This is a genomic window from Flavobacterium sp. 21.1 (assembly GCF_057801535.1).
Map to the genome: position 1 here is coordinate 373,686 of NZ_JBYNXA010000004.1, position 12,785 is coordinate 386,470.

13 protein-coding genes and 1 tRNA gene are annotated in these 12,785 nt (G+C 40.0%); 6 read left to right on the forward strand and 8 right to left on the reverse strand.

Annotated features, from left to right (window positions below; all coding sequences use genetic code 11):
- Nucleotide 1 precedes the first annotated feature (1 nt).
- The 4 genes from prfH to AC3E9U_RS11120 all read left to right on the forward strand — a co-directional run bounded on the left by prfH (nt 2) and on the right by AC3E9U_RS11120 (nt 2,143).
- Nucleotides 2-709: a peptide chain release factor H gene (gene prfH, locus AC3E9U_RS11105; protein WP_488746976.1), complete on the forward strand. Its 708-nt coding sequence runs from the start codon at nt 2-4 to the stop codon at nt 707-709.
- 10 nt (nt 710-719) lie between these two features.
- On the forward strand, nt 720-1,274 hold the full coding sequence (locus tag AC3E9U_RS11110; RefSeq protein ID WP_488746977.1) for a hypothetical protein: 555 nt from the start codon (nt 720-722) through the stop codon (nt 1,272-1,274).
- 42 nt (nt 1,275-1,316) lie between these two features.
- Nucleotides 1,317-1,862: a 3'-5' exonuclease gene (locus AC3E9U_RS11115; RefSeq protein WP_488746978.1), complete on the forward strand. Its 546-nt coding sequence runs from the start codon at nt 1,317-1,319 to the stop codon at nt 1,860-1,862.
- A gap of 119 nt (nt 1,863-1,981) precedes the next feature.
- A complete protein-coding gene (locus tag AC3E9U_RS11120; protein WP_488746979.1) occupies nt 1,982-2,143 on the forward strand; it encodes a hypothetical protein in 162 nt (53 codons plus the stop codon).
- On the opposite strand, the gene AC3E9U_RS11125 is transcribed toward AC3E9U_RS11120, so the two are convergent.
- The 5 genes from AC3E9U_RS11125 to udk form a co-directional block, all read right to left on the reverse strand.
- Entirely contained in the window at nt 2,140-2,526 is a 387-nt protein-coding gene (locus AC3E9U_RS11125; protein WP_488746980.1) for a hypothetical protein, read from the reverse strand. The genes AC3E9U_RS11120 and AC3E9U_RS11125 overlap by 4 nt on opposite strands.
- Nucleotides 2,527-2,539: 13 nt before the next feature.
- The gene (gene scpA, locus AC3E9U_RS11130; RefSeq protein ID WP_488746981.1) at nt 2,540-4,663 is read right to left on the reverse strand and encodes a methylmalonyl-CoA mutase; all 2,124 of its coding nucleotides are present in this window, start codon (nt 4,661-4,663) and stop codon (nt 2,540-2,542) included.
- A 239-nt stretch (nt 4,664-4,902) separates the two neighbouring features.
- Entirely contained in the window at nt 4,903-6,267 is a 1,365-nt protein-coding gene (locus tag AC3E9U_RS11135) for a methylmalonyl-CoA mutase subunit beta (protein WP_488746982.1), read from the reverse strand.
- A gap of 15 nt (nt 6,268-6,282) precedes the next feature.
- Nucleotides 6,283-6,624: an FtsB family cell division protein gene (locus tag AC3E9U_RS11140; protein WP_488746983.1), complete on the reverse strand. Its 342-nt coding sequence runs from the start codon at nt 6,622-6,624 to the stop codon at nt 6,283-6,285.
- Between the two features lie 18 nt (nt 6,625-6,642).
- Nucleotides 6,643-7,251 (reverse strand): uridine kinase, encoded by a 609-nt coding sequence (gene udk, locus AC3E9U_RS11145; protein WP_488746984.1) that lies wholly within the window; start codon nt 7,249-7,251, stop codon nt 6,643-6,645.
- Nucleotides 7,252-7,664: 413 nt separating this feature from the next.
- On the opposite strand from udk, the gene AC3E9U_RS11150 reads away from it, so the two are divergent.
- Nucleotides 7,665-9,281, forward strand: coding sequence for an NAD-dependent malic enzyme (locus AC3E9U_RS11150; RefSeq protein ID WP_488746985.1), 1,617 nt, complete (start codon nt 7,665-7,667; stop codon nt 9,279-9,281).
- A 339-nt stretch (nt 9,282-9,620) separates the two neighbouring features.
- Here AC3E9U_RS11150 and AC3E9U_RS11155 read toward each other — a convergent pair.
- Nucleotides 9,621-9,695 (reverse strand) — tRNA-Pro (locus AC3E9U_RS11155).
- 165 nt (nt 9,696-9,860) lie between these two features.
- Between AC3E9U_RS11155 and trxB the strand changes: the two genes are divergently transcribed.
- Nucleotides 9,861-10,844 (forward strand): thioredoxin-disulfide reductase, encoded by a 984-nt coding sequence (gene trxB / locus AC3E9U_RS11160; RefSeq protein WP_488746986.1) that lies wholly within the window; start codon nt 9,861-9,863, stop codon nt 10,842-10,844.
- 123 nt (nt 10,845-10,967) lie between these two features.
- Here trxB and AC3E9U_RS11165 read toward each other — a convergent pair whose 3' ends face one another.
- A complete protein-coding gene (locus AC3E9U_RS11165; RefSeq protein WP_488746987.1) occupies nt 10,968-11,405 on the reverse strand; it encodes an SRPBCC family protein in 438 nt (145 codons plus the stop codon).
- 55 nt (nt 11,406-11,460) lie between these two features.
- Nucleotides 11,461-12,615 carry a DmpA family aminopeptidase gene (locus AC3E9U_RS11170; protein WP_488746988.1) on the reverse strand — a complete coding sequence of 385 codons (1,155 nt, stop codon included), beginning with the start codon at nt 12,613-12,615 and terminating at the stop codon, nt 11,461-11,463.
- Between the last annotated feature and the right edge of the window lie 170 nt (nt 12,616-12,785).

Below are 12,785 nucleotides of genomic sequence, written 5' to 3' on the forward strand. Positions count from 1 at the left end.
GATGGAAAAGATAATTCAAATAACCTCTGGAAGAGGACCTGCAGAATGTACTTGGGTAGTAGCTCAGGTGCTTAAGAAAGTGTTGCAGGATGCGGCGGCTTTTAATCTGAAAGCAAATGTCCTGCAACACGAAGCAGGTTCGGAAAACGGTACGGTGGAATCGGCCATTGTCTTATTGGAAGGTAAAGATGTAAACGAGTTTGTAACGTCTTGGATCGGCACCATTCAGTGGATCGGGAAGAGTTCGTTCCGAAAGTTTCACAAACGCAAAAACTGGTTCATCGGGATTTTTGAAATCGAAAGATCGAAGGAAATGGTTTTTTCGGAAAAAGACATTCAGTATCAGGCGATGCGAAGTTCAGGAGCGGGCGGACAGCATGTGAACAAGGTGAGTTCGGCTATTCGGGCCACGCATTTACCAACGGGTTTGAGTGTTGTAAGTATGGATTCCCGTTCACAACATCAGAATAAAAAACTGGCGACCGAGCGGTTACTGATCAAATTGCAGGAAGCATCGCTTTCGAAAATCAAAGATCAGTTTCAATCACAATGGATGAACCAGATGCAAATTGAGCGTGGAAATCCGATAAGAACATTTGAAGGTTCCGATTTCAAAAAACAAAAAGAAACAAAGAAAAACAAAGCTGAACGACAGCAAAGTAAAAATGAGTTACGTGGGGCAATCAAGAACGGTTGCTTACAGACTTAAAATATAATATATGAAATCAATAGATAAATACTTATTTCAGGCTTTGGATAATTATCCGTATTCCTTGGAAGAAACCGTGGAATCCTTGGATTATGCATTGTCCTACGATGGAAAGAATACTATCGCCTTGTGTTTGTACGGGCGTTTGTATTCCGAGCAATTGCAGCGTTATGAAGTGGCGAAAGATTATTTTCAACAGGCGATCGGGATCGATATTCATGCTTTAGAAGTATATGTACATTACATTCACACTATGATTTTGAATGAAGATGTAGCTGAAGCGGAAAAGTTGATCGATTTCGCCTTGACCATCAAAGGGATCAACAAAGCGGAAATTTTGTTGAAAAGAGCCTTGCTTTTGGAAAGTCAGCGAAAGTTTAAAGAAGCGTTGAAAGTAATCAAAGAAGTGAAATTGGCAGCTTTTACTAATGACACTTCATACGAAACCGACAATGCGGAAAAACGTTTGAAAGAAAAACTTGATTTGTTGAAAGGCAAGAAAAAAAGCAAGGACAAAAAGGAGAAATCTTCCAAGTCGGAAAAGAGTAAAAAAAAGAAGAAGTAATAAAACTACAATTTTAAAATTGTATAAAATAAAATTAGAAAAATGGCAAAATTATTAGATAAAATAGTGGTGGTGGATATTGAAGCCACTTGTTGGGAAGGGAAATTACCGGAAGGTATGATTAGTGATATTATTGAAGTTGGCGTTTGTTTGCTGGATGTCGAAACAGGTGAAATAACAGATAACCGGGGCATTTTAGTAAAGCCGGAGCGTTCTACCATAAGTCCGTTTTGTACTGAGTTAACAACGATAACGCCGGAACTGATCGAACAAGAAGCAGTTTCCTTTGATGAAGCTTTGCGGATACTGAAAAATGACTACAAAACGCAAAGCAGAGCCTGGGCGAGTTTTGGTGCTTATGATCTGAGGCAATTTCAAAAGCAATGTCAGGCCTTAGAAAAGGCATACCCTTTTGGTCCTTCGCACATTAACGTTAAAACGTTGTTTGCGCTCAAAAACAAACTAGGTCACGAATTAGGAATGGACGGAGCGCTAAAATATTTGGGTATTCCATTGGAAGGCACACATCACCGGGGAGTAGATGATGCCAGGAATATCGCAAAGATTTTAAGAGCGATTTTGAAATAATAAAACCAGCTTTAGGGCTGGTTTTTTATTTTAGAATACATAGCGCGAGGGCCAGCAGATTTTAAATCCAAAGGCACAATAGTTGTGACTATGTGTAAGAAAATTCAAAAAAGTCACAGATGAAAAAGCGACCTGAGCTAAAAAATATATTAGGATTAACACAAGAAGAAATGACGATGCTATTAGGTGTGTTCCTTAGCCAATGGAAAATGTATAAATTAGGAAAGCGTAATACAAAAAGAGCGGCAAGTGCCGCTCTTTTTGTATTTATTAGTCTTTAATTACTTTTTTTTGCCTTAAAAATAAGTTTTTGTTGGGCATCATTTCTTGACATCGTAATTTCGTCGGGACTGATTTTGTGAATGGTCCAAGTGTTGGTACCACGTCTGTCCGTTGTGGTAATTACATTTTTATTCAATGTCCAGGTTCCTTCCAGTTCAAGTACAAAATTAAAGGTACAGGTCATGTCTTTTCTAAACTCAATTTGAGTTCCTTCAAGCATTTCTTTAGTTTCCCTATATTCTTCTTTCGAAAACTTAGGATTAATTAAATCAAAGAATTCCCAGTTTTTTGAAACGGATTCAATGGTTATTTCAGTTTTATTTGTTTGTGCATTTAAATTTAATGTGCCAAAAAACACTAGGAGTAAAACTATTTTTTTCATCTGATTATGCCTGTTACTCCTCCAATAAAACCTCCAAAATAGTAATGGCCGCTTCACTGATCTTAGTTCCCGGTCCGAAAACCGCAACCGCGCCGGCGTCAAACAAATACTGGTAATCCTGCGCCGGAATTACTCCGCCCACAATTACCATGATATCTTCACGGCCGTATTTTTTCAGTTCTTCGATTACTTGCGGAACCAACGTTTTGTGTCCCGCGGCTAAGGAAGAAACCCCTAAAATATGTACGTCATTTTCCACTGCTTGTTTTGCTGCTTCGGATGGGGTTTGGAAAAGCGGACCAATGTCCACATCAAAACCTACATCGGCATAACCGGTAGCAACTACTTTTGCACCACGGTCATGTCCGTCCTGACCCATTTTTGCAATCATAATACGAGGGCGACGGCCTTCTTTTTTCGCGAATTCGTCGGCCAACGCCTTAGCTTTTTCAAAGCTGTCGTCGTTTTTAATTTCTTTACTGTACACGCCGCTAAATGATCTGATTTGTGCTTTATATCTTCCGAAAACGGCTTCCAATGCATCACTGATTTCACCTAAAGTGGCTCTGTGTCGTGCTGCATCTACCGCCAAATCCAATAAGTTTCCTTCTCCGCCTTGCGCACATGCCGTTAGTTTAGCTAAACATTCCTGTACTTTTTGCGTGTTTCGGGTCGCTTTTATGTTTTCCAGACGCTCAATCTGTTCTCTTCGAACGGTTTGGTTGTCTACTTCCAATATGTGTAACGGGTCTTCTTTTTCCAAACGGAATTTGTTCACCCCAACAATAATATCCTGTCCGCTGTCAATACGTGCCTGTTTACGTGCTGCAGCTTCTTCAATTCTTAGTTTCGGAATACCTTCTTCGATTGCTTTGGTCATACCGCCTAACGATTCCACTTCTTCTATTAATGCCCAGGCTTTATCCGCGATTTCTTTAGTTAGGCTTTCAACGTAGTAACTTCCCGCCCAAGGATCCACGGTTTTACAGATTTTGGTTTCTTCCTGTAAAAAGATCTGGGTGTTTCTGGCAATACGCGCTGAGAAATCGGTTGGTAAAGCGATGGCTTCATCCAATGCATTGGTGTGTAGAGATTGTGTTCCTCCAAAAGCCGCTGCTGCTGCTTCAATGGCTGTACGTGCCACATTGTTAAAAGGATCCTGCTCGGTTAAACTCCATCCGGAAGTCTGGCAGTGTGTTCTTAATGCTAATGATTTTTCATCTTGTGGGTTGAATTGTTTCAGCAATTTTGCCCATAACATACGACCGGCTCTCATCTTGGCAATCTCCATAAAATGGTTCATTCCGATCGCCCAGAAGAATGATAAACGTGGAGCAAACTCGTCGATTTTCATTCCAGCTGCCAACCCGGTTCGGATGTATTCCAATCCGTCGGCTAAAGTATACGCCAACTCGATGTCAGCAGTCGCACCGGCTTCCTGCATGTGGTAACCGGAAATCGAGATCGAGTTGAACTTCGGCATTTTTTTACTGGTGTAGTCAAAAATGTCGGCGATGATTTTCATTGATGGTGTAGGAGGGTAGATGTACGTGTTACGCACCATGAACTCCTTCAAAATATCGTTTTGGATCGTACCCGAAAGCAATTTTGCGTCAACGCCCTGTTCTTCCGCAGCTACGATGTAAAATGCCATAATCGGCAATACCGCACCGTTCATGGTCATGGAAACCGACATTTCACCCAGAGGTATCTGATCGAAAAGGATTTTCATGTCTTCTACTGAGTCGATAGCAACTCCGGCTTTTCCAACGTCGCCCACTACGCGCTCGTGATCCGAGTCGTATCCGCGGTGCGTTGCTAAGTCGAATGCAACGGATAATCCTTTTTGTCCGGCGGCCAGGTTACGGCGATAGAATGCGTTACTTTCGGTTGCGGTGGAGAATCCTGCGTATTGACGAACCGTCCAAGGGCGGCGTACATACATGGTTGCGTACGGTCCGCGTAAATTCGGCGCAAAACCGGCTCCGAAACCAATATGCTCCAAACCTTCCAAATCTGATTCGGAATAGGTTTGTTTTACTTCGATGCCTTCAGCGGTTACAAAGTTTTGGTCATGCGACTGCGAACTTTTAACTTCTGAAGTTTCTAATTTTATATGTTGAATGTCTTTTCTCATTTGTTTCCGCTAAAGTGCAAAGATTAAAGTTTCTATTTTTTGAAAGGTTTTAATATCATTTCAATCAGAATATAATAAGGTAAATAATAACACGAGACACTTATTATAATACTAGATAATGAAAGCAATATTTTTCTCCAATTTTTATATGTAATGCCGATGATAAAATATATAATTCCAAAAACAGCAAATCCAAAAGATAATACCCATGAAATGATGAATAAAATCTGCATTTATTATTACTTTTCCGTTTCCAAACGTTCCTGTTCCATTTTTTCAGCCAATCGTTTTTCGATAATTGGGATGATTAAGGTTTTACGCGGATTGGTTTTTACAAACGGAAACAATTCCAATTCATGGTGCATGCGGTCGTCTTTGTTTGGGTATTTGTTGGTTCCCAAAAGGATTTCCTTTCCGTTATCGAACAATTCCTGTTCTTTTTCAGCGCTTTCCTTGATTTTACGCTGAACGGTTCCTTCGATCAATTGCGTAATGAAACCGCCATTAGCTTCGATATCTTTGAATAACAATAAGGCTTTATCGGCTAACTGTTGGGTCAAAGTTTCGATATAATACGCACCGTCTGCCGGATTATTTACCTTATCGAAATAACTTTCGTGTTTTAAAACCAGCAATTGGTTACGTGAAATACGATCGCCAAATTCGTTATCCTTGTGATAAATGGCATCGTAAGCTAAATTTGAAACCGCATCGGCACCGCCTAAAATAGCGCTCATACACTCTGTAGTGGTACGAAGCATGTTTACGTTATAATCGTATAAAGTTTTGTTGCGCTTGGTTGGTGTTGCTACTATATGACAGTTGATTTCACTGCTGTATTCTTTGGCTAATGTGTTAAATAGTAGGCGTAAAGCTCTCAACTTGGCAATTTCAAAGAAATAATTCGTTCCCACGGCCACCTGAACGGTAACTGGTTGGTTGAAATTTGCAATACGGTTGAAATATTCATTGGAATGAGCTAAGGTGTAAGCTAACTGCTGAACCATATTGGCTCCGGCATTTTGGTATAATCCTCCATCAATACTTAAAAACGAAATGTTTTTGCAGTTTTTCGTCAGATTGTTTAAAGTGGCAAAATCACCTTCCACATTGGAAAATAAGTTACCTTCTTTAGCGAATTGTCCGATAGGATCTGCTAAGACATGAATCGTAGCTGAATGGTTGGAAGCAATTTCGTCAATCTTCTTAATGAAATCTTCCGATAAGAAATGCATCGAAATGTAAACCGGAGTTGTTTCAAGGGGAAGTGATGTCAGTAATTTGGTAATGTCAACCGATTCATTTTCCAACGTGAAACGAATGCTTTCGGCGCCACGGTTTAAGGTGTCCAATGCTCTTGCGATGGATTTGTCCAAATCGTGCACAAAAATATCCTGAACTATCTTGAAATTGGCTGCCTCGGTATTGGCTGGAAATGATTTTATTTCTTCATCGGCATGGTAAAAAGGGCGTACTTTAATTCCTTCCGGACTTTCCCAAACAAGGGTTTCATTGTAGTCGGCACCTTTTAATTCATATTGAATCTGGTTTTTCCATTGCTTGGAAGAAACACCTTCAAATTCTGTAAACAGCTTGTCGCTCATAATGTGTGTTCTGAGTTATTCCGCACCTTCAGCAGATGCTTCCTCTTCAAATTCTATAATGTAAATGTCTTCGTTCTCGCGTTTCATGTAGTATTTCTCGCGAGCATATTTTTCTACCTGCGCAGGATTTTTCAGTTTTTTGATGTTACTGTTATCCTTTCGGATTTCGTCCTGATAGTAAGCTTTATTGTCTTCAAGTTCATCGATCTCCTTATTCAAAACTCGGTGTTCAAGATAGGAGTAGTTGTCCAGAAAAAGCATCCAGATCGTAAAAAAAAGCAACACCAATACATATCGGTTTCCGAAAATTTTCAGAAAAGGATATTTGAGTGCTAAATTTTGAAATGCTTTTTTCATTTTCTAAATATATGAAAATTAACCAATGCGCTGATTAATTACGGCGCGAACCACATCGATGGCCACGGTGTTGTATTTGTCGTTCGGGATGATGATATCGGCAAAAGCCTTGGTAGGCTCAATAAATTGCTGATGCATCGGTTTAAGTGTGTTCTGATATCGGTTTAAAACCTCTTCCATGTCGCGTCCGCGTTCGGCGATATCCCTTTTTAAGCGACGGATCAAACGTTCGTCTGAATCCGCATGGACAAAAACCTTGATGTCGAACATATCGCGTAATTCAGGATTTGCTAAAATCAGGATGCCTTCCACAATCATTACTTTTCTCGGATGGGTTACAATGGTGTCGTCTGTCCTGTTGTGTGTAACGAAAGAATAAATCGGCTGTTCGATGGTTTTTCCTTCTTTCAGCTCTTTCAGATGTGTGACTAATAATTCGAAGTCGATGGCTCTTGGATGATCGAAATTGATTAAGGCACGTTCGTCAAAACTCAGACCGGGATTGGCTTTGTAGTAGGAGTCCTGGGAAATGATTCCCACTTCGGTTTCCGGTAGTTCATTCATGATTTGATGTACTACGGTTGTTTTTCCGCTTCCTGTACCTCCAGCAATTCCAATAATCAGCATAAAGTGATGTGTTAATTAGTCTTGGCAAAAATAGGAATTTATCAATTGAAAAACGATTCTAGTTTCGGAATGAAGACAAAAAATGCCTTCCGAATTAGGAAAGGATTCAAGGTCCTCTTTTTTGGAGCATCTTAAATGTTTTTTATAACTCTATTTGTTGAGGTTGCTATTAGGGGTTAAGGCTGAATATTTGTTGCGTTTGCTGTGTCTGTTTTCTGATAATTAAAAACGGATTTTCTTACGATTGAAAAATATTATTGTTAAATTTACTGTGTTGAAATGACTTAAAAATCAATTGTTTAAGTCTTTTTGTCGAAAGTCCCCTTTTCGTTTATTGTGTAAGATTAAGTTAAGATTTATCATGAAGAATATTTCTTTTTTGGCGTACTGATAATCACTAAAATCATTCAAAAATGGGAAATAGCCGAGGTTATTCATTGTTGCGCAACCCTGGAAAAAATAAGGGAGCCGCATTTTCAATGGAAGAAAGACAGGAATTCGGTTTGGAAGGTTTGCTGCCAAACAATGTAGAGACAATTGAAACGCAAATGATGCGCGTGCATATGCAGCTTAACAATTTTGAAAAACCGATTAATAAATATATTTATCTGATGAATTTGTATGACACGAATGAAACCCTTTTTTTCAGAACTGTTGCCAGCAAACCGTCAGTTTACCTGCCTTTGGTTTATACGCCGACTGTTGGAGAAGCCTGTCAGGCATTTGGGCATATTGCAAGACGTCCGAGAGGTCTTTATATTTCCATTAATCAAAAGGATCAGATCAAAGAAATACTCAGAAATTGGTATACCGCTGATGTCAGATTTGCTGTGGTTACTGATGGCCAGCGTATTCTCGGGCTTGGTGATTTGGGGATTTTCGGTATTGGTATCCCCATTGGTAAGCTGATCCTCTATACCAGTTGTGCCGGAGTGCCCCCGAAACATACTTTGCCCATCGTATTGGATGTGGGGACTAATAATGAAGAGTTTTTAAAAGATCCGCTTTATCCGGGTATAAAACAGAAGAGGGTCACAGGAAAAGAATATGATGATTTTATAGAGGCATTCGTGGTTGCCATAAACGAAGTTTTTCCGAAAATATGCATTCAATGGGAAGATTTTGCCGGGGTGAACGCCATTCGTATTTTGGAGAAATATCGTGACAGAGTCAGTACTTTCAATGATGATGTACAAGGAACCGCAGCAATTGCCACAGCAGGTTTTATTGCGATTAGTAGGCTTATGAAAAAATCGTTCAAAGAACAGTGTTTTCTGTTTTTGGGTGCCGGTGCGGCTGCTTTCGGAATTGCGAATATGCTCGTGCAAAAATTCAAAAAAGACGGGTTGACCGAAGAAGAGGCGCTTGAGCGAATCTGGATGTTTGATGTTAACGGATTGATTGTGAAATCGCGAACAGATTTGGTGGAACATCAAAAAGCTTTTGCGCATGAAAGTGAAGCCTATACTGATTTTGCTGATGCTGTTCTTAAGATAAAACCAACGGCTATTGTAGGGGTAAGTACCGTGGGTGGTGCTTTTAACCAGCAGGTCATTGAAAATATGAGTCGGATAAACGAACAACCGATTATTTTTCCGTATTCGAATCCTACATCTCACTCCGAATGTACCGCTGAAGAGGCTTATAAGTGGAGTAAAGGGAAAGCGATTTTTGCCAGCGGAAGTCCGTTTGCTCCTGTAACGTATGAAGGGAAAACGTTTACGCCGGGACAAGGCAATAATGTTTTTATTTTTCCGGCAATGGGATTGGCAATATTTGCGACCCAGGCCAAAAGAATTACCGATGAGATGCTCATCGTTGCCGCCGAAGCTGTCGCGGAACAAATATCCGATGAAGATTTTCAAAAAGGTTTGATTTATCCGCATGTCGACAATATCGCGCAGGTTTCATTAAATGTAGCCGAAAAAATAGCTGAAGAAATTTTCAATAGCGGATTGGCGGATGTTGAAAGGCCCAAAGATATCCGGGGTTTTATCAAAAGTAAAATGTATGAACCGGATTATAAATAGAAAGCTTAAAAAAGAGGGGTGATTTTTTCTCGAATTATCATAAATAAAAAATTTCCTCTGAATTGTGGATTTGAGAAAATAAGGCAGGATTATTCCATGACCCTGATTTTGGGTTTGTTGCTAAAAAAATCTTTTAAGGTTTCTGCTCTGAAAAACAGAAAGGATTTGTTTGATGGGGGCAGGATTATTCTATGATCCTGTTTGGGGGTGTTGCTAAACAAATCCCTTTTAAGATTTCTGTGAAATCTTGGTCTTTTTTGTTTTCAGGAAAATTACAAGCAAGCTTGAATTTTCTTAAAAACAAAAAATCCCTTCAGCAAAGCTGAAAGGATTTGTTTGTCGGGGTGGCAGGATTCGAACCTGCGACCTCCTGGTCCCAAACCAGGCGCGATGACCGGGCTACGCTACACCCCGTGTAATTGTGGTGCAAATATAGTGCTAATATTTTATTTCCAAAATAATTTTAGGGATAAATTCAAATTATTTATAAATAGTTAAATCTGATGCGTTTTTGAAAAACTTTTTTAATTAAAACTTACATTTGTATGCTTCAAGATAAAAATATTTATATTAGAAATTATGTCAGATACTATAGAAAGAGTCAAATGTCTTATCATTGGTTCGGGACCGGCAGGTTATACTGCAGCAATTTATGCAGCCAGAGCCAGTATGCATCCTGTATTATACCAGGGAACACAACCTGGAGGTCAGTTAACAACCACAAATGAAGTAGAAAATTTCCCTGGCTATCCGGAAGGAATTACCGGACCTGAAATGATGGTTCAGTTAATGGAGCAGGCAAAAAGATTCGGAACGGATGTTCGTGACGGATGGGCTACAAAAGTTGATTTTTCCGGAGACATTCATAAAGTATGGATCAACGATACTAAAGAAATTCACTGTGATACGGTTATTATCTCAACCGGAGCTTCTGCAAAATATTTAGGATTACCGTCAGAACAACATTATCTTCAAATGGGTGGTGGTGTTTCAGCCTGTGCGGTTTGCGACGGTTTCTTCTACAGAAATCAGGAAGTGGTGATTGTTGGAGCAGGTGACAGTGCTTGCGAAGAGGCACACTACCTATCTAAAATGTGTAAAAAGGTTACAATGTTGGTACGTAGCGAGGTTTTCCGTGCTTCAAAAATCATGGAAGATCGTGTTAGAAAAACGGAGAACATCGAAATCTTATTACATACGGAAACTGAGGAAGTTTTAGGTGACGGAAATGTAGTAACGGGTGTTTTGGCTAAAAATAAAACGACTGGGGAAATCACTGAAATCCCAGCAACCGGATTTTTCGTAGCCATCGGACACAATCCAAATACCGATATCTTCAAGGATTATTTAACGTTGGATGAAACCGGATACATCATTAATGAACCGGGTACTTCCAAAACAAATGTTCCGGGTGTATTTGTAGGTGGTGATGCTGCCGATCACGTGTATCGTCAGGCTGTAACCGCTGCGGGAACAGGCTGTATGGCTGCTTTGGATGCGGAACGTTATTTAGCGGCTAAAGAACATGTGACTTCTGCAGTGGAAGTTGCTTCATCAAAATAACTTATTGATGAATTCTGAAAGAGGAATTCAGATAAGGGGAATACAATAAAAAAAGCTTCAACATTGTTGAAGCTTTTTTTATTATTTGAGTTTTTATTTTACAACTTTAAGGCCATTGCTTAGCTATTCTTCTGCCATTTTTTTAACCAAATCCAGAGCCAATGGGAATTTTTCGTTGAAATAATCGGCATAGTCCTCAAGAATATCCATATCAACAGTAAGGGACGTTACTCCGTTTTCGTCCTTCAAAGTGTAGTTCTCGCTGGAGCCTGACCAGTTTTCCGTAGCAGGATCCAAAGGTTGTTCGATTCCGTTTTTTACGTTTCCGATGTGTTTGAAATTCATAATTTCATTGTCAATACGTTTGTCTATTTTACTGTACATTCCATCGTGGTTCTCATTCACAAAATGAATTCCGGAACCTTCTTTCCAATCGGAAACAGCTTTTGAGCCTTCGGCAAAAACCGAGGTCCATTTTGGATAAGTGTCGTCATTCCAAAGTACTTGCCATACTTTTTCTTTTGGGGCGTTAATGCTGGTAGAGAAATGTATTTTTTTCATGATGAACTATTTTTTGGACTATAAAGTTACTCAAAATCATAATTAGATTCTAGGGCTATTTTGCAAGACGATTGTATTTTTTTAGAATAGTCTGCAGTACATCATGTGGCAACGCGAAAAATTTGTTGTTGTTGATGCCTTCCATGTCTTCGGCCGCTACGAGCGTATTGATAATGGCTTCTTCGGTAGCCTGTACGGTCGCTTTAAAGACAGGATTCAGTTGCTCTTTAGTCAGGACGTTCCAGGTTTGCATAGTGCCTTTTTCATTGGTCACCGGTTCGGCGGTTGAAAGTGCCAGGAAGATTTCTCCCGAACTATCGTTGGAGAAAGTCCCGGTGCGCGCAATCCCATGGGTTACTCGTTTGGCAACCAGTTTCAGCTGACTTGGGGTAAGTGGTGCATCGGTCGCAACAATAACTATGGCCGAACCATCCTTTCTTTTCTGATTGTTGAATATCGGTTTGTAGTCTTTAATTTCTTTACCAACGGGAACTCCGGCGACCATCAGATCCGGACGTCCTCCAAAATTCGCCTGAATGAAAACCCCTAAAGTATATTCCTTTCCGTCAATTTTGAATGTTCTTGATGCTGTTCCGCTTCCGCCTTTAAAATGATACAGAGCCATTCCTGTTCCTCCACCGACATTGCCTTCCTGAACCGGACCGCTTTTGGAAGCATCCAAAGCGTCCCAAACATGTTCTTTTTTAATATGAAAACCATTGATGTCATTTAGCATACCATCCCAGGTTTCTGCTACAATAGGAAGGCCAAACGAAAAATCAATGAAGCCGCCTTCGGAAAATTTTTTATAACTCCATTCGCCAATCGCATCACGAACGGTTCCTACGCTATTAGTATTAGTAATTCCGATTGGACCATAGCCTAAACCATAATCTTCCACATTGGGAATTCCCGTCATTTCGCCATCGCCATTCAGATTGAACCAGGCAACCGGATAGCTTTTAGCGGTTTTGCCTTTGGGTAATAATACGGTTACGCCGGTTCTTACCGGACCTTTGCCCGGTTCCAGTTTTCCGTCTCCTTCGATTATTGTTTTGTAGCCGACTTCAATTCCGGGAACATCGGTAATAGCATTGTTCTTTCCGGTCGTACCATCAAACGGAACTCCTAAATCTCTTGCTCTGGGTTTTGTTTGTGCATTCGCTATAAGGGATAGCAAAAGCGCTGAGGTCATAAAAAATCGTTTCATCTTAAATGTTTGATATGTCAAGCAATTTTAATTAAAAAATTGAAGCCTTATTGATAAAAGTTTGTTAATTCTTACAATGTAACGAAAAGAAAGCGAAAGTCCTGTTAAGAAAATGCTTTTGAAATTGCAGTGTGTTCAAATTCAGTTATCTTTGCCGCTTCAAAAAATGA